We start from the raw sequence: 20,422 nt of genomic DNA on the forward strand, positions 1-20,422 counted from the left end.
CGATTATCGCCAACGCGCAGGCGGAAAAAGTGTATTAAAACAGTTATCGTAATATTGCCTGATTTTGTTTAGACGTTGTTTGTTCTGCCGATTTTTCTTAACAACCAGCACAAAATTAATGATTAAGGTCGTAAAAAGAGCCAAGAATAAAATAGTTGTACCAATACAACGAGCAAGCGTGATGGAATCCAGTTCACTATGCAACACAACCCGGCGGGTTCCATTACTATCTACGGACAATTCCGTGACAATTCCCGTTGTCTCAAAAGGTGTTTGCAATACCATATCCGATAACCGCTGTAATTCACGCCATTGTTCCAACGCACTATGGTCATAAGAGATGATGGTTGGCGTTATATACTCAACCAGTTGTTTGCCTTCATCACTGATAAGTAGAACACCGCCAGGAGAAGGGCTATTAAGCAGCATTGAGACTTTATCTATTTCCCGGTAGATAAATGATGATGTCGTCGCATCAACCAATTTCCCCAAAGCTTCAGCGCTTGCCGGACGCAATAAAACATGAGTGTCATCCAGCTTGCCACTTTCTGCATTTTTTAACAAAGTTAGCCAATCATTAGCACTACCCAAGTTAACCAAAGCATTTTTCAATCGTAAACAGTCTGTTTCTTTTTCACATAATTCTTTAGTTTTCAATATAATATTAGAGAAATCATCCAATAAGATCATACCAGATTTGAAAATCTCCTGAGCAAGATCTGGATTTATTACATCGTCATTTTCCTGTAAACGTAATTGTTTATTAACAGTTGCAATCAATTTAGCTGCATTTTCTATAATTTCTGATTCTGGTATTGGCAGTGGATTAACTCTATTCCAATATATCCCCGAACAATCGAACGGAGAAAAATAGGTGTCGCCTTTACCGTTCATATTGTTTGGGGGCATATAACACATACCAACCCCTTTTGCTTTCAGGATATCCCCAACTCGCAATTCCATCCCTTCCATCATATTAGCGTCAGTGACAACTTTTGTGCTGCTGCCACGCAACCAGGCAAAACTGAGTTTCATTGGTACACTAACCGGTTGATAAAAATAGAGCAGTAACATAATAAGCAAGCAACTAACGATCATCATGAGATTTTTTCCATAACGACGATAAGGGTAATTTTTCTCTTCATCATGCAAAGAGAGATAATGCCCTTGCCTGACTACCTGACCGTTAGTGTAAATATCAATATTGGTTTTCTGATCAAGATAGTGAGCAACATAGGGCTCCCAATGAGGGGGATAAATTAAATCAATCCCACCAAGAGAAATATTACTCATTTGTCCTTGTTCAAATTCGCCAAATAATCCCCATCGTTTTGGTATACCGGTAAAACAGTGAATATCCTGTCGCCTGCATATCGAGAGTGGGCAAAGTAATGGCCAAAAACTGACAACGACTAAACTACCTGCAATCAACATCAGCCACGGCAAAAGCAGTGCCGGTGAAAGTAACGCAAGAAACCAAATGAAAAATCCGAAACACAAAAATCCCCCCTCCCAAATACCCGATGAGTGATTCAACCGATATTCTTCCAATGTCTCTTTACGAATATTTTGTAATTTTACGCTGGTTTCACCATTTTTTTGGATCGATGCCTGCTGATGAGATACATCTGAAATTACCGGAGCAGAAGGAAAATCCTGTTGAAAATCTTTCAGAAAGTGACCATTAATCGAAATAACAAGTGGTATTGTCGCGGTGTGCACAACATCAATAATATTCTGCTGTTTAATAAAAGGCTCAAGGAAAAACGGCAAATGAATTTCTGCCATATCAATATAATAACGCCAGCTATGTAGTTCATCGGAAGCAACAGAAAACCGGGTAATGGAATGACAGATAGTATAAACCATATCATTTTTACCCATCAGAATTGGCCAACTTGGTTTATTAATACGGTCTGTTACAACTGGCGGCAACACTCGATTCAAATAACATTCAATAGTCTGATATTCATCAGCATTAAGTTTACGATAGGTTGGTTCAGCAACAGAAGGCAGATAACGGGCGTTATCATGTAGCTTCCATTTGAAAATCAGAAAGGAAGCCATGACAATCAGGCTAATTATCAAGATAGCCAATATAACGACTGTTACGCTCATTTTATCCCCATACCCATGACAATCTTGCTATTGTTGTTTGCAAATTAGCAACTACACGTTAAGTTCTGAATTAGGTTATTTCTATTTATTTTTTAATTTATTTTACAATGAGTTATATAATAACTCGCTAAACTATATACAACATAGATCTATTTCCAAAGAGGATAAAGATAACAGTAACAACAATAACCAGCGATAATCACTATCATTTATCAAAATAATCGGCCATATTTAGTCAAGCTATGGAGTGTACCTAATTTCATCATAAAATCTAAGGTTAATGAAATAATTTATGACGTAATAATGCACAGGCACTCAACTCAACCAATATTAAACCATCAGGGGCAATTATGAATGACCTGAAAAACCCTAAAATCTTACACATAGAGGACATTGCCCATTCACGTTTATTTCATATTCAGTCAGTTAATCTCGAATTTAGTAACGGTGTAAAACGCGTTTATGAACGGATGCGTCCGGCCAATCGGGAAGCTGTTCTGATAATCCCGGTCATTGGGGATGAATTGTTGCTTATTCGTGAGTATGCAGTCGGCATTGAGCAGTACGAGTTGGGCTTTCCTAAAGGCGCGATCGACCCTGGGGAAAGTATCTTTGAAGCCGCTAACCGTGAATTAAAAGAAGAAGTCAGTTTTGGTGCCAGAAAAATAGAACAATTAGCCAAACTCACTATGGCTCCATCCTATTTTTCTAGCAAAATGAACATTGTTATTGCTGAAAATCTCTATCCAGAAAGCCTGGAAGGGGACGAACCTGAACCACTACCGCAAATACGTTGGCCAATAGCAAATATGATGTCATTATTGGATCACGCTGATTTCAACGAAGCGCGTAATGTCTGCGCCCTATTTCTGGCACAAAAATACTTAAAACACCGTTGAAGTTCACAGGCACAACAACGCTTCCGTTGTGCCTGCTTTATCATCAGAATAACTCCTGACTTTCACCATTCTCAATTAAAGTTGTGCCAACTTCCTGCACCGCACTCTCTGTAGGTTGAGTTCCATCAATGAAGTATTCATTACGGGTATCTCCGCCGCCGCCAGCAAGCTTACCGGTCTTACGATCTATCACCACAGAAACAATCCCAGGAGGAGGAGTGACCTCTTTTTCCGGAACACCCTCTAGTGCAATTTTCATAAAATCATCCCAAATTGGTTGCGCACTCTTAGCACCCGCCTCTCCACCACTGGCCGCTGTACGGCCAAGACTTCTGCGGTGATCATCAAAACCAATCCAAACCGTCGTGACAATATCCGGCCCATAACCTGAGAACCAGGCATCTTTTGAACTGTTAGTTGTTCCAGTTTTACCACCAATATCACGGCGTTTCAGATCGCGCGAGGCACGCCAACCCGTACCAGACCAACCCGGCTCACCAAAAATATTGCTATTCAAAGCATCATGGATCAAAAATGCCAACTGAGTACTAATGACATGGGGAGCATATTTTTGCGCATCTTCACGACTATCAATTACCGGGGCTTTTTCCAATTCAGGTAACGGTAATATCTCTTGCTGGCTAACATGAGATTGAGCAACATTCTCAATCGAGTTCTCAGAAAGTTCGATTGAACGTACCGTATCCCCATAAATTACTGGAATATCGCACTGTGGACATGCAATTTTAGGCTTAGCCTCAAAGAGAATATCGCCATCTTCGTTTTCAATCTTAGTAATAAAGTAAGGATCGATCAGATAGCCACCATTGGACATGACCGAATATCCACGTACCATTTGCATTGGAGTGAATGATGGTGATCCCAAAGCCAGAGATTCTGTACGTACTATATTTTGTGCTGGGAAACCAAACCGTTGCAGGTAATCAGCAGCATAATCGACTCCCATTGCTCGCATTGCTCGAACCATCACGACGTTCTTCGATTGTCCTAATCCTTGACGCAAACGGACTGGCCCAACATAAGTCGCTGGTGAGTTTTTCGGACGCCAGTCAGTACCAGCACCTGCATCCCAACGGCTAATTGGTAAGTCATTCAGCAATGAAGCCAATGTCAGCCCTTTATCCATCGCTGCGGTATAGAGAAATGGTTTAATATTAGAACCAATTTGACGTAATGATTGCGTGACACGGTTAAATTTACTCAAGTTGAAATCAAATCCACCAACCAGCGCCTTCACAGCACCATCATTCGGATCAATAGAGACCAAAGCAGCATTAACTTCTGGCACTTGTGCCAACCACCAAATATCCTTTACTTTCCGAAGCCAAACCTGTTCACCAACTTGAACCACTTCATTCACACTACGAGGAACCGCACCCTGCGCACTATCAGATTTGAACTTTCTGGCCCAACGGACACCCATCATGGGTAATTCTACACTGCTGCCATCAGCCAACATCACTATTGCCTGATCAGTACCCGCGCTGGTCACTACCGCCGGCATTAACGGCCCATAATCTGGCAAGGTCTTAAGCTTCTTGACAATCTGTTCCCGATCCCAAGCCGGTTCGCCCACTTTCCACAAAACTTCCTGCGCCCCACGGTAGCCATGACGCACATCATAATCAATGAGGTTATTACGAACCGCATCCACGGCAGCCAACTGAAGTTTACGGGTAATCGTGGTGTAAACTTTATAACCGTCGGTATAAGCATTCTCACCATAACGCTCAATCATCTCCTGACGCACCATCTCGGACAAATAGGGCACAGAGAAAGCAATCTGAGGCGCATGGTAATTAGCAACCAACTTTTCACTTCTAGCTTGATTATATTGCTGCTGAGTAATATAGCCCTCATTGAGCATACGGCTCAGAACCACATTCCGGCGATTAATCGCTCGACCATAGGAATAAAGCGGGTTAAACGTAGAAGGTGCCTTTGGCAGGCCGGCAATCATGGCGATTTCACTCAGTGTCAACTCATTGACATTTTTGCCAAAATAAACTTGAGCCGCAGCCCCAACACCATAAGCCCGGTAACCAAGGTAAATTTTATTGAGATAGAGTTCGAGGATCTCATCTTTATTCAGCAATTGCTCAATCCTGATAGCCAGAAAAACTTCCTTGATTTTACGCATCAACGTCTTCTCAGGAGTGAGAAAGAAATTTCTCGCCAGTTGCTGAGTAATGGTACTTGCCCCTTGAGAAGCACGGCCTGAACTCATCGCGACAGATGCTGCACGGATAATCCCTACAGGGTCAACCCCGTGATGCTCATAAAAACGACTGTCCTCCGTTGCAATGAATGCCTTCACCATAATGGGTGGAATTTCGGACAACTCAAGAGGAATACGGCGTTTTTCACCATATTGGGCAATAAGCTCGCCATCTGCACTGAACACCTGCATTGGTGTCTGTAATCGAATATCCTTTAATGTCGCCACATCAGGTAACTGAGGCTCGATATATTTGTACATACCAAAAATCGAGGCCGTTCCCAGAAAAATGCAACTCACGACAAAGACTAGAAAATACTTTACGAACTTCACCTGAAATTTCCCATGCCACGTTAGTCGGGTGGTTTATAAACAATCGGCGCGTAGTATAAAGGTTACACAGCACCTTGAATATGGTCTTTTATTAAAATTACTGATATGGAGATCGATATATGTATTCACCAAAATGGTATGTCGGATTGGACATCCAAAATGGCATCCTTCGCGCCGTCGCAGCTATAAAACGCCGAGATGGCTGGCAGCTTCGCCACTGCTGGCAATATCTTTTATCTGATGCGGTTATGCCAGAAGGCCGTTTACAACGGCCAGAAATATTATGTGATATTTTAAATCAATGGCGCCAAGAATTACCTAAAAAAATCAGTTTCAGACTCGCCTTACCTGTACAACAAACATTGCAGAGGAATCTGACTTTGCCTCCAGATATCAATCTTAAAGAGCCGGAACAAGGCTGGTTTATCAACGCCAGTGCCGAGAAACAATTTCCCTTTAACACCCGAGAACTGGCGCTGGATTACCGTATTATTGAACAAAATGCCTACATCAGCGCCGCTCGCCAGAAAGATCTCAATCTCTGGCTACAATGTCTTGCACAAGCAGGAATATTTCCAGATGCCATTGATATTGCTCCCTGTGCCCTACGCTATATAGCGCAATATGCCGGTGTTCCCGCTGATAGCTGGCTGTTACACAGGCAACAATCTGGTTGGCTATGGGTATCTCCTGCCAATGCCCCCTTCGCTTATGATCTAGTATTAGCAAATACGGCTGTTTCTCCACAGCAGATTATCCGTCAATTATCTGCCTCATCCATGGCTGAACAGCCTGTTTACTACAGTAGCTACCAACAAGAAACCCTACCTGAAGGAACTTGCTCTTGGGATATGCTGACAGCATTTCGTCGCTATCAACCACCAATACCAGTTCAACTGATGGAATATGTGATAGCCGGTGGTTTAGCACTCAGACCGGATGATAAGTAACGATGTATCAGGTTAATTTTCTACCTTGGCGCCAAACCCGGCTAAGACATCGTTATCGTTGGTGGTCGATTCTTCTCTTATTGCAATTGATATTGTGGCTGACAGTGCTCGTCTGGACATTATTAAAACAACAGGAAACGATTAACCAGTATCAAAGGCAATGGCAGCAACTCAACCAGCAACAATTATATTTGCAACAACAGATAACTCAGACAGAGGAAGCGGTCAATCTTCACAACAAACTAGCCTATAAATTAAAACAACAACAAACGTGGCTGAAACAGAACCAACAACATTGGCAATTATTTAATGAATTACCTGAATTATTACCGGAAGGAAGTTGGTTAACCGCTTTCGATGATCAGGCAGGTCAATTAAAACTGGTTGCTAATAGTCTGGATTATTCCAGTATGACGTCTCTGCTAGATAATCTTGAAAACAACGGGCAATTATCTGAAATTCAACTAAAAAAGATGACTACCACCGAACAACAAATCAGGCAATTTATTATTGACGCTAACTGGCAGACGGAGATATCCAATGATAAAAAGTGACTATTTATGGTGGTTTGCCAAACCAACCTGGCAGCTCTTTATCTGGCAGCAAGCTATCATCATGCCATTTCTGATTCTGTTTTATCTTTTCTTCTGGCAAGAAAGAGCTGAACAGCGAAGTAGCCTGACACAAAAAATAGCAGCCCAACAAATCAATACCAAAGCAGCCAATGAACAACTAAATCAGCTACCGCTATTGGAAGATATACAACAACACATCAACCAAGTAGAAAATAAACTCAGTAAGCCGCGACAAAATGCGGTAAAAATTACCGCAATAAAACAATTACAACCGCCATTAATAAATTCTGGCGCACAAGTTCTTGAGTGGCAACGTAAAAAAGAAGGGGAAAAAACGCTCTGGCAAATTACAATTTGTTTGAACTACGAACAGATGCTAAGTTTTCTTGAGGCGTTACAAGCGTTATATCCACCGCTGCTGATCAAACAGCTTTCCATTTCTCCATCAGATGAATCCCTAAATGTCAAAATAACCCTGTCAGAAACCTCACATGAGGAATTTTATGACTAAAAAATTTATTCTATTTATCCTTTTCCTGCCCGCGATTGTTGTTGCAGAAATAAGAAATCCTTTTGCTCCCCCGATGATAGAGACAGAAGAGCAATCGGTTGAGTTATTTGATCAATCAATCAATGAGACCGAAATTCAGTCCCTCTCAACCGTATTACAATATGCAGACGCAGAAAGAATCGCCATGAATCTCAGGCAAAATACGCCCGCACTGATAACAAAAGAAGGTAAAGTTGATTTTGATCCTGAAACTAACAGTCTGATTTTACAGGATACCCCCATCGCCATCGCGCAGATAAAAAGCTGGCTGAAAGAAATAGATACACCACAGCAGCAAGTGCAGATTACTGCACATATCGTGACCAGTAGCCGAGAAGCATTACATGAACTCGGCATTTATTGGGGTATACCAATAGGAGAGCAGATTAATACATCAACGGGTATAAATCGCCTTAATATCAACCAAGCAGCCAACGATAACATGCATAGATTTGCGTTCAATATTGCCCGCATTCACACCAGTTTGCTGGAAATGGAACTCAGTGCCTTAGAACAAGAAAACCAACTGGATATTATCGCTAGCCCTAGACTAACCGCCTCACATCAACAGTTAGCCAGCATCAAGCAAGGCTCTGATATTCCCTACGTCAGCCAAGAAAAAGAGAAAAGTACCGTGCAATTTAAAGAAGCCGTACTAGGAATGGAAGTCACACCTCATATACTGAGAAAAAACAAAATCAGACTCTCTCTGAAAATCAGTCAAAACATGCCAGGGATCTCAATAAGTCAAGGAGGAGGTGAGAATTTAACCATCGACAAACAGGAAATAATAACTCAAGTTACTGTAAAAAATGGTGAAACACTTATTCTCGGTGGAATTTTTCAACAGAAAAAAAGCGAGCAAACCCAGAAGGTACCTTATCTATCAGACATCCCACTACTCGGCTCACTATTTAACCAAAAAGGTCATAAACACAGCCGACGTGAGTTAGTCATATTTATTACGCCTCAACTGATAGATATTTAACCAACAAGAAAAATATAATCGTTACATCAGTAAGTTGGATATAAAAAATTTAACTATTCCGTATGATTATGCGCAGATTTTTCCAACTAATCCTGTTTATAGATTTGACGCTGAGACCAATTTAGCATACAAGAGTTAGCTAATTGAGTGGTCGGGTTTAACATCACAATAATCAGCCAATGAAACCAGAGCTTCCGTCACAAAAAGCTCGTCGTTGATTTATATAGTTGCAAAACTGGCTGATGTACTGAGATAATTTTGTTATCTGATCTCACATTACCGCTCATGAGGTTTCAGTTTAGGTCCCGCTGCTGATTTGATTAGCGGGGCGGGTTATCATTAACGAATAGTCTTAGTAATACCAAAAACATGGCAGAGAAACGTAATATCTTTCTGGTTGGGCCTATGGGTGCCGGCAAAAGCACTATTGGTCGTCAGTTAGCTCAGCAACTCAATATGGAGTTTTACGACTCCGATCAAGAAATTGAGCGACGTACCGGAGCTGACGTGGGCTGGGTATTCGACGTGGAAGGCGAAGAAGGCTTCCGCGAACGCGAAGAAAAAGTGATTAACGAACTCACTGAAAAACAAGGCATTGTATTGGCGACTGGCGGAGGTTCTGTGAAATCCAGAGAAACCCGTAATCGTCTGTCTGCCCGTGGTGTCGTGGTCTACTTGGAAACCACCATTGAAAAACAGTTAGCACGCACCCAGCGCGATAAAAAACGTCCCTTACTTCAAGTTGATGCACCAGCACGCGAAGTTTTAGAAAATTTAGCAAGCGAACGTAACCCTCTATATGAGGAAATTGCTGATGTCACTATCCGTACCGATGAACAGAGCGCTAAAGTTGTCGCTAACCAAATCATTGAGTTACTGGAAAAAAACTGATTCAAGCAAGTCTGTACAGCGATAAATAATTAAGGCGAAGGCTGCTTATGGAAAAGATCACTGTCACTTTAGGGGAACGTAGTTACCCAATTACCATTGCAAAAGGGTTATTTGACGATCCTTCTGCTTTTGCACCACTAAAAGCAGACCAGCAAGTTATGCTGGTAACGAATCAAACCCTAGCTCCGCTGTATCTGGCAAAAGTAAAAGCCACCTTGCAGCAAGCCGGGATTCGGGTAGATGAAGTGGTTCTACCTGATGGTGAACAGTACAAATCTCTTTCCGTATTAAATGACGTATTTTCTGCTTTGCTGGAAAATAACCACAGCCGGGACACAACGCTTATCGCTCTCGGCGGCGGCGTAATCGGTGATTTAACTGGTTTTGCCGCTGCCTGTTATCAACGTGGTGTCCATTTTATTCAAATGCCTACCACCCTTCTTGCCCAGGTTGATTCCTCTGTCGGAGGAAAAACCGCAGTAAACCATCCTCTTGGTAAAAACATGATAGGTGCATTCTATCAACCAGTCTCTGTGATGGTCGATCTTAATTGCCTGCAAACGCTTCCAGCCCGCGAACTCTCTTCCGGTCTGGCTGAGGTCATTAAGTACGGTATCATTTTCGACAGCGCATTTTTTAGCTGGCTTGAAGATAATATGGATAAACTCCTAGCTCTCGACAACCAAGCAATGGCTTACTGCATCCGTCGTTGCTGCGAATTGAAAGCTGAAGTTGTCGCAGCAGATGAGAAAGAATTGAGTGGCTTGCGTGCTCTGCTGAATCTTGGTCACACCTTCGGTCACGCCATCGAAACAGAAATGGGATATGGTGCCTGGTTACATGGGGAAGCGGTTGCCGCCGGAATGGTCATGGCAGCAAGAACAGCTCAACTTGCTGATAATTTCTCTGAACAAGATATTCAACGTATTATCCGATTGTTGGAACGGGCAAATCTACCTGTACACGGGCCACAAAACATGCCACCAGAAGCCTACCTCCCACATATGATGCGAGATAAGAAAGTTATAGCAGGTAAATTACGACTGGTTCTTCCAACAAAAATAGGTAAAGCTGATCTCCGCTCAGATATTGAACACAACTGTGTTCTTGACGCTATCCGTCAGTGTTTACCCTATGAAAATGGGTAAATTTTAAGTAATTTGTATGCTTATGGCATTAAATTAAATGTTTTTTTGCATCCATCTGGTTGTTGTGCCATAAAATAACGACTCTATCAGACAAATTTCTATCTTCGTTAAGTCAGCCTGCCGGACTGACTTTAATTGCAATTGGCAGTATTGGCTCTGTTTGGAGGGCATATGGACGAATTCAAATCAGAAAATGAACAAAGAGCAAATAACGAGTTTAGGCCAGATACCTCAGATCGCCGCCCTTCACGCTCTCGTCAGCCATTAAACAAACCCAAATTTGCGGTTTCACGTCAGCAAATGATGCTCGGCATTGGGATTTTAGTGCTGCTACTGCTGATTATTGCTATCAGTTCTGCCTTAAAAGCCCCAACTGAACATGAAAAACAGCAATCACCAAATGTTGCCGAGAAGAATATTGATTTATCAGGTTCATCATCCAACAACGATGACAATCAATCCATAACATCAGAGAATACCACTGCAAATACAATTAACAGACCACAGGAAATCAATGTTCCTCCTGTCAGTGGTACTTCAACTCAACCTCATCAGCTTCAAACTAACAATGGCGAAACCCAAAATCAGCGCATTGAATTACAAGGAAATATTCCTGATGCACTGACTCAACAACAAAGTAATATAAATCACGCAGTACAGAATCTGAATCAAGCCCAACAACCACAGCCAGTAACACCGCCACCGGTGGTACAGCAGAAATCAGAAAATATCCGTCCACTGAAATCAGAAACACTGGCTAAATCAAAACCATCGACAAGTCATGCTAGCAGTAAAAACAATGTGGTCAGTAGCACCAATAGTGATCAATTAAAAACCCCGGCAAACCACTACACTTTGCAATTAAGTAGTGCCAGCCGCTCAGATACGCTGACCGCTTTTGCTAAAAAGCATAACCTTACCCATTACAAAGTTTATGAAACTAAACGTAATGGAAAAGTTTGGTTTATTTTAATTCATGGTGATTACCGTTCCATTTCTGAAGCCAAACGGGCTGTTTCATCTCTACCGGTCGATATTCAGGCGAAAAAACCTTGGGTTAGAACGATGCAGCAAGTGCAACAAGACCTAAGAAAATAAAACAATATTTATTAGGCGCTGATATGCTGTCCTAAACAGAGTACAATCTGCGGCTCTGGAATGATTGAGTAATTAATTGACAGCATGAAAAAAAAACGCGCTTTCTTAAAATGGGCCGGTGGAAAATACCCGTTGGTAGATGACATCAGACGTCATCTGCCAGCCGGTAGTTGTCTGATAGAGCCATTTGTTGGCGCAGGTTCTGTCTTTTTGAACACAGACTACGATTCTTATATCCTCGCCGATATCAACAGTGACCTGATTAACCTGTACAACACAGTAAAACTCAGGGCTAATGAGTTTATCGACCACACACGCCCCCTGTTCACCCAAGAATACAATACAGCCGAACATTTTTATCAGTTACGGGAGCAATTTAACCAAAGCACTGACCCGTTCCACCGCAGCGTGTTATTCCTTTATCTCAATCGCCACTGTTACAACGGCCTCTGTCGTTATAATTCCCATGGTAAATTTAACGTACCTTTTGGCCTTTATAAAAAACCCTACTTTCCTGAAGAAGAATTACACTGGTTTGCTGAAAAAGCCCAAAATGCTACTTTTATCTGTGAGCACTATCAACACACGTTGAACAAGGCACATAAAGGCTCGGTTATCTATTGCGATCCCCCCTATGCCCCTTTGTCAGCAACAGCGAACTTTACGGCATATCACACCAATAGCTTTAACATTGCAGATCAGGAAAATCTGGCAAATATTGCATTTAAGTTATCATCAGAACGTGCAATTCCTGTTTTGATATCCAACCACGATACGCCAATGACACGAAAATGGTACTATCAGGCTTCACTTCATATTGTCAAAGCACGTCGTACTATTAGCAGGAATATCCTTGCCCGCAGTAAGGTAGACGAACTCTTGGCATTATATCGCTGATTTATCCGCCCCCTTTTGCCTCGCAACTAAGGGATGATAGAAACGATTTGGAGAAGATAATGAAAGATTTTCTGATTGCCCCATCCATTTTATCTGCAAATTTTGCGCGGCTGGGTGAAGATACAGCTAAGGTGCTGGCAGCGGGGGCTGATGTTGTTCATTTTGATGTTATGGACAACCACTACGTCCCTAACCTGACTATCGGGCCTATGGTCTGCCAGGCTCTGCGAGATTATGGCATCACCGCACCAATTGATGTCCATTTGATGGTAAAACCGGTTGACCGCATTATCCCTAATTTTGCCAAAGCAGGAGCGACTTACATTACCTTCCATCCAGAAACCAGTGAACATATTGACCGCAGTTTACAACTCATCAAAGAGCATGGTTGTAAAGCTGGCTTGGTATTCAATCCTGCAACGCCTCTGAGTTACCTTGATTATGTCTTGGATAAACTGGATGTCATTCTATTGATGTCAGTAAACCCTGGTTTCGGTGGCCAATCTTTCATCCCTGGAACACTAGAGAAACTGCGTCAGGTTCGTAAGATCATTGATGAAAGCGGTTATGATATTCGTCTTGAGGTAGACGGTGGGATTAAAGCTAGCAATATTGCCGCGGCAGCAACTGCGGGGGCAGATATGTTTGTTGCTGGTTCAGCCATTTTCAGTCAGCCAGATTACAAAACGGTTATTGATAATATGCGTAGTGAATTGTCAAAGGTATCTCATGGCAAATAAGGTATTAAAAGGTATTCGTGCTATCGCTTTTGATCTGGATGGCACACTGGTAGACAGCGCCGGTGGTTTGGCAGATGCACTGGATCAAGCACTATTAACCAAAGGTTTCCCGGCTGCGGGAAAAGAGCGGGTTGCTGCCTGGGTAGGTAATGGCGCAGACATTATGGTCGAACGTGCGTTAACATGGGCCAAAATCAAATTGACTGCCCAACTGCATAAAGAAACCCGCGAACTATTTGACCGTTTCTATGAAACAACTGTAACAACAGGCAGTCAACTGTTCCCGGAAGTCAAAGTTACATTAGCTGAACTGGCAAAACACAATTTGCCAATGGGTATCATCACCAATAAACCAACACCTTTCATTGCTCCTCTGCTGGCTTCTTTAGGCATCAGTGAATATTTTTCATTAGTGTTAGGTGGTGATGATGTTAAAGAGAAAAAGCCACATCCGGCCCCTATTTATTTAACAATGGGCACATTCGGACTGCGTAAGGAAGAACTGCTCTTTGTCGGTGATTCCCGTAATGATATTTTAGCAGCACAAGCGGCGGGTTGCCCTTGTGTTGGTTTAACTTATGGATATAACTACGGTGAATCTATTGCATTAAGCAATCCAGATTACATATTAACGAATTTTTCGGATTTGCTATCCATAATGGGACTCCCATCTTTAAAACTTCAGGAAGCATAATAAAATGAATGAACCCACTGTATCTGAAACACTAAACTCCCAAAAACCTATTGTATTCAGCGGCGCACAACCTTCCGGTGAATTAACCATCGGTAACTACATGGGGGCGTTACGTCAGTGGGTTAAAATGCAGGATGATTACGACTGCATCTATTGCATTGTCGACCAACATGCAATCACAGTCCGCCAGGACCCAAAAGAATTGAGAAAACGCACTCTGGATACACTAGCACTCTATCTGGCTTGTGGCATCGACCCAGAGAAAAGTACTATTTTTGTCCAATCTCATGTCCCACAACACGCTCAGTTAAGCTGGGTTCTAAACTGTTATACCTATTTCGGTGAACTCAGCCGCATGACTCAGTTTAAAGATAAATCAGCTCGTCATGCTGAAAACATCAACGCAGGCTTATTTGACTATCCGGTACTGATGGCTGCGGATATTTTGGTATACCAAACAAACCAGGTTCCTGTGGGGATCGATCAGAAACAACATCTTGAACTGAGCCGTGATATTGCTCAACGATTTAATACCATTTATGGCAATATCTTTGCCGTACCAGAGCCGTTTATCCCAACGGGTGGGGCTCGTGTTATGGCCCTTCAAGACCCAGAAAAGAAAATGTCCAAATCAGATGATAACCGCAACAACGTTATCGCTTTGTTAGAAGATCCAAAATCAGCCGCCAAAAAGATAAAACGCGCAGTCACAGATTCAGAAGAACCGCCTCATGTTCGCTACGATCTGGAACAAAAACCGGGGGTTTCCAACTTATTAGATATCCTCGCAGGTGTTACTGGCAAAACCATTCCTGAACTGGAAGCAGAATTTGAAGGCCAAATGTATGGTCATTTAAAAAGTGCTGTTGCTGATGCAGTTTCCGGTATGTTGACTGAGTTACAAGAGCGTTTCCATCATTTCCGTAACGATGAAGTCCTGCTGAATAAGATCATGGCGGAAGGTGCAGCGAAGGCAAAAGCCCGCGCTCAGATTACACTAGATAAAGTGTATGAAGCTGTTGGCTTTATTGCTCACCCTTAAATCGATAAAATGTGCACGTTCACCACGTGTACATTTCAAGCTACAGAAAAACGAGAGCGTAAAAAACCGTGGGGCAATCATTTAAATGCTCCCTTCGGATGGCAGTTCTGAATGGCAAGCTAAAGGCACAATTTTAACGTTGGTATCCCAGCATTAAAATTAATGAGCTAGTCGGAATATGGTTGATGGTTCTACATTAGCTCTAGCTGCATAAACGCCAATAGTAGTGTCCCAAGGTTTTTATGCTCTCCTCAACCAACTGTTGCATGTAACACTAAGGAAGTCAGCATGGTACATGTCAATTCACGAGTTCAAAAGCACTGCGACGCGCTGCCAGTGACAAGCACGCTTGTTGCTACGCCACTGTTACGTATTACCATTCCGCCAAGTGCAGAGAACGGTTTGCAGAAGCCATCACAGGTGATGGTAGACAAGGCCATGACCATAAAGCGGAAAAAGGTAGGGCCAGCCTTCGGACACATCGACGCGAATGCATCGGTGGAGGTTGAGAGTTGCTTGGCTGTGTTCTTGGGCATCGCCAAGTAACGTAAAACATATGTTTTACAGCACACGACCCAAGTGCCGAGGACAACACGGTTCACAAGGCTGAAATCTGCCTGATAAACCATATCGGATAGCATAAGTGTAGACGGAAGCCTCACCATGACGGTTTCCTGCCGCCCCTGACGGAAAAATCTGGGATTCAAACGATTTTTCAGACATTTTTTGCCGCTTACCATGAGTTTTCTCTCCACTGAGCATCAACCCCCGACTACGATGAACATGAAGGTATACGCTTAGAAAACGGAAAATATCCTAAAACAATCTTATTTTCTGTACAGACCGATATCTGATTCAAAAAAATAAGTCATTAAAAATCAGTTAACTATAAAAAAATCATTTTTTTCTCATATTCACTGTAAGAAATTGTTGCGTAGTGCGACTAATTGAGTGAAGCAAAGGCTTAGTTTCAGCAAAGCAGTAATTTACCTTCTACACAAATATAAAAGGAACGTTCTATGACGAAGCAAACGACAAAAGCATTACTGGCCCTGGCTTTAGGCAGTGTATTTATTACGGGAAGCACTTCAGCAATGGCGGATTCCAGCAGCAAAATGGAGAAATGCTATGGCGTTTCTCTGAAAGGGAAAAATGACTGTAAAGCAGGTGCAGGCACCACCTGTGCTGGTACCTCAAAAAAGGATTATCAGGGTAATGCCTGGAAAATGGTACCGGCGGGCTCCTGCGTAAAAATGAAGTCTCCTACCTCCCCGACCGGTTTTGGTCAACTGGACGCATTTAAAGAAGTGTAATTTCGGCATCAGGCAGGAGCTCATATGATGACAATTTCTTTACCCTCACACAGTGTCTCTCGTGATGCTCCTGACCGCCTCATGCTAAATAGGCTTCCGCCCAGAGCAGGGATCGGATTAAAGCCAGAGCATTTTCGCGCTATTCTGCGCGATAAACCCAACATAGGTTTTTTTGAAATTCACGCGGAAAATTATCTGGTTGCGGGTGGTCCGTTTCATCAGGCACTGACTGCCATTCGCCAGGATTATCCGCTCTCTATTCATGGTGTGGGCCTGTCCATCGGAGGAGAAAATCCTCTGAATCAGACCCACTTACAACGTGTTGCTGCGCTGGTTGAACGCTATCAGCCGGCCGTTTTTTCTGAACACCTTGCCTGGTCGACGCACAACGATCTATTTCTCAATGATCTGCTGCCGCTGCCTTATACTGACGTCACGTTGACGCGGGTCTGCGAACACATCGATCAGGTACAGAATGCGCTGCGCCGCCCCATTCTGTTGGAAAACCCGTCCACCTACGTCGAGTTCAGTGCCTCAACTATGAGCGAGACTAACTTTATCTCCGAGGTGATACGCCGCACCGGATGCGGACTACTGCTGGACGTGAACAATCTCTATATCAGTGGCGTCAACCATAATCGCTGCCCGTGGCAGATGCTATTCGAGCTGCCACTTCACCGTGTCGGTGAAATTCATCTGGCGGGCTATACGGAAAGCCGCGATGGGGCAAACGACCTGCTGCTGATTGATTCACACGACAGTCATGTGACCGAGCCTGTCTGGGATCTCTATAACAAAACCCTGAGTGAAACGGGGCCGATCTCCACCCTGCTCGAATGGGACAGCAATATTCCACCATTAGACGTGTTGCTGAACGAAGCCAGCCATGCCCAGCGTTACATTACAGAGAGTACGAAAAATGCAACAACAACTGTATCAAGCACTTCTTGACCCCGACCTCACAGTACCTGAGGGGCTGACAGCCTGGAACGGTAGCGATCCGGCGGTACGTTTTGCGATTTATCGTAATAATGTCATAACATCGCTGATCGACGCACTGGCCGAAAACTGCCCCGTCCTTCTCGCCCAGCTCGGAGAGTGCTTTTTCCGTGCGATGGCGGCGGAGTTTATACGTCAACAACCGCCTTCTTCTCCTGTTTTGGCGGGCTATGGCGCGCAATTGCCGGACTGGATTGCAACGTTTCAGCCATTGGCAGACTGGCCCTGGCTGAGCGATCTCACCCGGCTGGAAATGTTGTTTATTGAATCGCTGCACGCGGCGGACCCTGCCGTACAAACGGCAGAAGCGGCCCCCGGTGACGATCCCGCACAGTTGCTGATGGAGATCCATCCTTCGGTACGGCTCTTCAGTTCAGATTATGCCGTCTTCAGCCTGTGGGCCTCACACCAACAAAGTGAAAACGAGATGGCACTGGACCCATTCCTGCCGGAACATATGCTGCTGTGCCGTGTTGACGATGACGTGCGAATAATGTTGCTCAACCGTGCGGAAATGCAATTTGTTGCCATGATCCAGTCCGGTCGGTGCCTTACCGAAGCCCTAGAGATCGCCGCCTGGGAGGATGCAACTTTTGAGCCTCAGCAGGTTTTACAACGCATGCAGCACTACGGGCTGATCCTTTCTCTATATAGCAACACGGAGCGCTAAGATGGCATTACTCAAAATATTAGTGTCAAAAGGGCAACACATTGCGCAGGAAAGTGTTATCCCCCTTCTGGCGCGCATTAGCCTTGCCGCAACATTCTGGTTGTCGGGCCAAAGCAAAGTGGTGGGATTAAACATAGATATTCTGGAGACACGCACACCCTGGCAACTAGGGATTCCGCGCGTTACCGACAGCTCCGTGTCACTCTTTACCAGCGAGTACAAGCTTCCTCTGCTGCCACCCGATGTTGCTGCCGTCATGGCCGCGACCGCAGAACACTTGTTTCCGCTGCTGCTGATTGTCGGATTTGCGACACGCTTCTCCGCACTAGCATTAATGGTAATGACGCTGGTGATTCAGATATTTGTTTATCCGGATGCCTGGCCTGTCCACGCTACCTGGCTGACAGCTCAGTTGTATCTGATGACGTATGGCGGTGGGAGGTTTTCGCTTGATCGCCTGATTTACCGCCATCGTACCTGATTCCCCCTCCCTACGTTACTTTATTTTGATTCTCGTTTTCGCCACGAGCGAACGCGGAAGTGATAGTGCGCAGGTCGGCAAGCTGTTGTCTGAAATTCCGGCACCCGTTGCATATTCGCAAATGCAGCATTAGCTGAACATGTTGAGAAAGCACGATTTTTTCATCCAGCGCCTGAGACATCAGGCGCGTAGCTTGGTAACAACTAAGCATATTTACCCTCCTGGGAAAACCAGCGTTGTGACAAACATTCGCGTAAACGCATACGTGCACGCCAGAGCATCACATTCAGGTTGCTGACAGAGAGCGCCATCTCCTGACAGATCTCCTGAGTCTCAAGACCAATAAATTCGCGCATCATAAATGCTCGCGCGTTTTGCGTTGGCAACTGTGTCAGACAAAGCTCGAAAACCGTCCAGAATTGCTCCTGCTCGGCCGCCTCATCCGGTAAATGCCAGCGCTGAGGATGCTCGTTTCGCGGCCAATGACCAGATTCATCAAACAGCGCTTCGAAATTTTGCTCATCAACATCATCAGTCAGTTGCACGCTGCTGTGCCGATAACGCATACGCAAAGCGTCCGAGATTTTGTTACGCAGGATCGTAAACACCCAGCTCTTCCAGGAAGCTCGTCCGGCAAAGGAAGAGGCATTCTTCATCGCCCCTTCCAGCGCCTCTTGAACAACATCTTCCGCCTGATGAAAATCATTCAACTGCAAGCTGGCAAACTGCAACATCTGTTTATGCAGCATGGAAAAAAACTGCGGATCCCGCAGCAGATTATTGATATCGGACATTGTGGTTTCTATCTTAACAGGATTGTTCGGGATAACCGGGTATTACGACACCATTTTGGCGGAATCGCTTAAATTCACTCACATGACTTAGGGACCATTTGGGGAACGGAGGCAATTCTAAATTAAATCTGTTTTTTGTGCAGCAAAGGAAGTATCTTTTCCCCAGAGTCGTTTGTTTTTCGTTCAACCCATTGAGTGTATCAGTGGTTTAAATACGGTTAAATGTGCACGTTCACCACGTGCACATTTTATTATTTCCCAAACAACCTACGGTTAAAATCCTCAATCTTTCCAAACATCACCCGCTTTTGCATAGTCAGGCTCCAACTAGCAGATAACCCAGCAGCACTCATCAACCGACGATATTGCTCTTCATCAAATGGCATATTAAAAGCAATCGCTATCGCTTCCTTAACGAAAACATCACTATTACGGGAAACAAGAACAAGAGGTTCATCTGGGCTGACATTTCCCACTGCAATAATTCTATAAAGCCAGCCACAACGGCCACTCTCCTGCATAATGGCAGAAAAATTGCTGATACTGGAATGAGAATTAAGTTTGTAACAAGGCGAGCGAGGCTGAGTTACTTGAATCATTACCTCTCCCCAACTGAAAATATCACCAATACAAACATTTTCTTCGGTCAACCCAGTTGTGGAAATATTTTCACCAAACGCTGGAGCAATAAAAAAATCTTCTTGATCAGGAAATTGATGTTTCCAGAAATCATAGTGTTCACGAGGATAATGACAAAGTGCGCGATCAGGGCCGCCGTGGAAACGGGTTTCAGCCTGCTCATCACCTTCTAATCCTAAAGAAGTCAGACGCAGGCTACCATCAACCATCCGTTTGTTAATTGCACTGGCAGAAAGTTTTCCTGATATTTCAATTTTACCTGTATATACCTGCGGACAATACATAATTCACTTTCCTTATTGAAATCAGTCTAACAACACCATCATAAACTAACATTCAACCAGTAAAAATCCCCCTTCATAGA

The 20,422-nt window shown here is 43.8% G+C and carries 22 protein-coding genes; 17 read left to right on the forward strand and 5 right to left on the reverse strand.

The window, feature by feature from the left end; all coding sequences use genetic code 11:
* Positions 1 to 3 precede the first annotated feature (3 nt).
* The gene (locus KZ793_RS13175) at positions 4 to 2,118 is read right to left on the reverse strand and encodes an intracellular growth attenuator family protein (protein ID WP_225815755.1); all 2,115 of its coding nucleotides are present in this window, start codon (positions 2,116 to 2,118) and stop codon (positions 4 to 6) included.
* 350 nt (positions 2,119 to 2,468) lie between these two features.
* Between KZ793_RS13175 and nudE the strand changes: the two genes are divergently transcribed.
* Positions 2,469 to 3,017, forward strand: a complete 549-nt coding sequence (gene nudE / locus KZ793_RS13180; protein ID WP_118987346.1) for an ADP compounds hydrolase NudE — start codon at positions 2,469 to 2,471, stop codon at positions 3,015 to 3,017.
* A 43-nt stretch (positions 3,018 to 3,060) separates the two neighbouring features.
* Here the strand turns inward: nudE and mrcA are convergent, their stop codons facing one another.
* Positions 3,061 to 5,589: a peptidoglycan glycosyltransferase/peptidoglycan DD-transpeptidase MrcA gene (gene mrcA, locus KZ793_RS13185; RefSeq protein ID WP_225815756.1), complete on the reverse strand. Its 2,529-nt coding sequence runs from the start codon at positions 5,587 to 5,589 to the stop codon at positions 3,061 to 3,063.
* A gap of 119 nt (positions 5,590 to 5,708) precedes the next feature.
* Between mrcA and pilM the strand changes: the two genes are divergently transcribed.
* From pilM to KZ793_RS13265, 16 genes are all read left to right on the forward strand, one after another.
* Positions 5,709 to 6,539 carry a pilus assembly protein PilM gene (pilM, locus tag KZ793_RS13190; RefSeq protein WP_225815757.1) on the forward strand — a complete coding sequence of 277 codons (831 nt, stop codon included), beginning with the start codon at positions 5,709 to 5,711 and terminating at the stop codon, positions 6,537 to 6,539.
* Between the two features lie 2 nt (positions 6,540 to 6,541).
* Positions 6,542 to 7,093: a PilN domain-containing protein gene (locus KZ793_RS13195; RefSeq protein ID WP_225815758.1), complete on the forward strand. Its 552-nt coding sequence runs from the start codon at positions 6,542 to 6,544 to the stop codon at positions 7,091 to 7,093.
* Complete coding sequence (locus KZ793_RS13200) at positions 7,080 to 7,625, forward strand: hypothetical protein (RefSeq protein WP_225815759.1); 546 nt, start codon at positions 7,080 to 7,082, stop codon at positions 7,623 to 7,625. The genes KZ793_RS13195 and KZ793_RS13200 overlap by 14 nt, the downstream gene beginning before the upstream one ends.
* The gene (gene pilQ / locus KZ793_RS13205; RefSeq protein WP_225815760.1) at positions 7,618 to 8,652 is read left to right on the forward strand and encodes a type IV pilus secretin PilQ; all 1,035 of its coding nucleotides are present in this window, start codon (positions 7,618 to 7,620) and stop codon (positions 8,650 to 8,652) included. Before KZ793_RS13200 ends, pilQ begins: the two co-directional genes overlap by 8 nt.
* A gap of 369 nt (positions 8,653 to 9,021) precedes the next feature.
* A complete protein-coding gene (gene aroK, locus KZ793_RS13210; RefSeq protein WP_036779445.1) occupies positions 9,022 to 9,543 on the forward strand; it encodes a shikimate kinase AroK in 522 nt (173 codons plus the stop codon).
* A gap of 47 nt (positions 9,544 to 9,590) precedes the next feature.
* Positions 9,591 to 10,691: a 3-dehydroquinate synthase gene (aroB, locus tag KZ793_RS13215; RefSeq protein WP_225815761.1), complete on the forward strand. Its 1,101-nt coding sequence runs from the start codon at positions 9,591 to 9,593 to the stop codon at positions 10,689 to 10,691.
* A gap of 171 nt (positions 10,692 to 10,862) precedes the next feature.
* Positions 10,863 to 11,789, forward strand: coding sequence for an SPOR domain-containing protein (locus KZ793_RS13220; protein WP_225815762.1), 927 nt, complete (start codon positions 10,863 to 10,865; stop codon positions 11,787 to 11,789).
* A gap of 84 nt (positions 11,790 to 11,873) precedes the next feature.
* A complete protein-coding gene (gene dam, locus KZ793_RS13225; protein WP_225815763.1) occupies positions 11,874 to 12,686 on the forward strand; it encodes an adenine-specific DNA-methyltransferase in 813 nt (270 codons plus the stop codon).
* A 59-nt stretch (positions 12,687 to 12,745) separates the two neighbouring features.
* Entirely contained in the window at positions 12,746 to 13,426 is a 681-nt protein-coding gene (rpe, locus tag KZ793_RS13230) for a ribulose-phosphate 3-epimerase (RefSeq protein ID WP_225815764.1), read from the forward strand.
* The gene (locus KZ793_RS13235) at positions 13,416 to 14,120 is read left to right on the forward strand and encodes a phosphoglycolate phosphatase (protein ID WP_225815765.1); all 705 of its coding nucleotides are present in this window, start codon (positions 13,416 to 13,418) and stop codon (positions 14,118 to 14,120) included. Before rpe ends, KZ793_RS13235 begins: the two co-directional genes overlap by 11 nt.
* A 4-nt stretch (positions 14,121 to 14,124) precedes the next feature.
* Positions 14,125 to 15,162 carry a tryptophan--tRNA ligase gene (trpS, locus tag KZ793_RS13240; RefSeq protein ID WP_225815766.1) on the forward strand — a complete coding sequence of 346 codons (1,038 nt, stop codon included), beginning with the start codon at positions 14,125 to 14,127 and terminating at the stop codon, positions 15,160 to 15,162.
* Between the two features lie 288 nt (positions 15,163 to 15,450).
* Complete coding sequence (locus tag KZ793_RS13245) at positions 15,451 to 15,708, forward strand: type II toxin-antitoxin system PemK/MazF family toxin (protein ID WP_225815767.1); 258 nt, start codon at positions 15,451 to 15,453, stop codon at positions 15,706 to 15,708.
* A 473-nt stretch (positions 15,709 to 16,181) separates the two neighbouring features.
* The gene (locus KZ793_RS13250; protein WP_225815768.1) at positions 16,182 to 16,475 is read left to right on the forward strand and encodes a BufA1 family periplasmic bufferin-type metallophore; all 294 of its coding nucleotides are present in this window, start codon (positions 16,182 to 16,184) and stop codon (positions 16,473 to 16,475) included.
* Between the two features lie 24 nt (positions 16,476 to 16,499).
* A complete protein-coding gene (gene bufB / locus KZ793_RS13255) occupies positions 16,500 to 17,426 on the forward strand; it encodes an MNIO family bufferin maturase (protein WP_225815769.1) in 927 nt (308 codons plus the stop codon).
* Positions 17,395 to 18,144, forward strand: a complete 750-nt coding sequence (locus KZ793_RS13260) for an HvfC/BufC N-terminal domain-containing protein (protein ID WP_225815770.1) — start codon at positions 17,395 to 17,397, stop codon at positions 18,142 to 18,144. Before bufB ends, KZ793_RS13260 begins: the two co-directional genes overlap by 32 nt.
* A gap of 1 nt (position 18,145) precedes the next feature.
* Positions 18,146 to 18,625 (forward strand): DoxX family protein, encoded by a 480-nt coding sequence (locus tag KZ793_RS13265; protein ID WP_225815771.1) that lies wholly within the window; start codon positions 18,146 to 18,148, stop codon positions 18,623 to 18,625.
* A 10-nt stretch (positions 18,626 to 18,635) separates the two neighbouring features.
* Here the strand turns inward: KZ793_RS13265 and KZ793_RS13270 are convergent, their stop codons facing one another.
* The 3 genes from KZ793_RS13270 to yiiM all read right to left on the reverse strand — a co-directional run bounded on the left by KZ793_RS13270 (position 18,636) and on the right by yiiM (position 20,342).
* Entirely contained in the window at positions 18,636 to 18,836 is a 201-nt protein-coding gene (locus tag KZ793_RS13270; RefSeq protein ID WP_225815772.1) for an anti-sigma factor family protein, read from the reverse strand.
* The gene (locus KZ793_RS13275; RefSeq protein WP_118987362.1) at positions 18,829 to 19,419 is read right to left on the reverse strand and encodes an RNA polymerase factor sigma-70; all 591 of its coding nucleotides are present in this window, start codon (positions 19,417 to 19,419) and stop codon (positions 18,829 to 18,831) included. The genes KZ793_RS13270 and KZ793_RS13275 overlap by 8 nt, the downstream gene beginning before the upstream one ends.
* A 251-nt stretch (positions 19,420 to 19,670) precedes the next feature.
* Complete coding sequence (yiiM, locus tag KZ793_RS13280; RefSeq protein WP_118987363.1) at positions 19,671 to 20,342, reverse strand: 6-hydroxyaminopurine reductase; 672 nt, start codon at positions 20,340 to 20,342, stop codon at positions 19,671 to 19,673.
* Between the last annotated feature and the right edge of the window lie 80 nt (positions 20,343 to 20,422).

The organism is Photorhabdus antumapuensis (assembly GCF_020387775.1).
GTDB classification, from domain to species: Bacteria; Pseudomonadota; Gammaproteobacteria; order Enterobacterales; family Enterobacteriaceae; genus Photorhabdus; species Photorhabdus antumapuensis.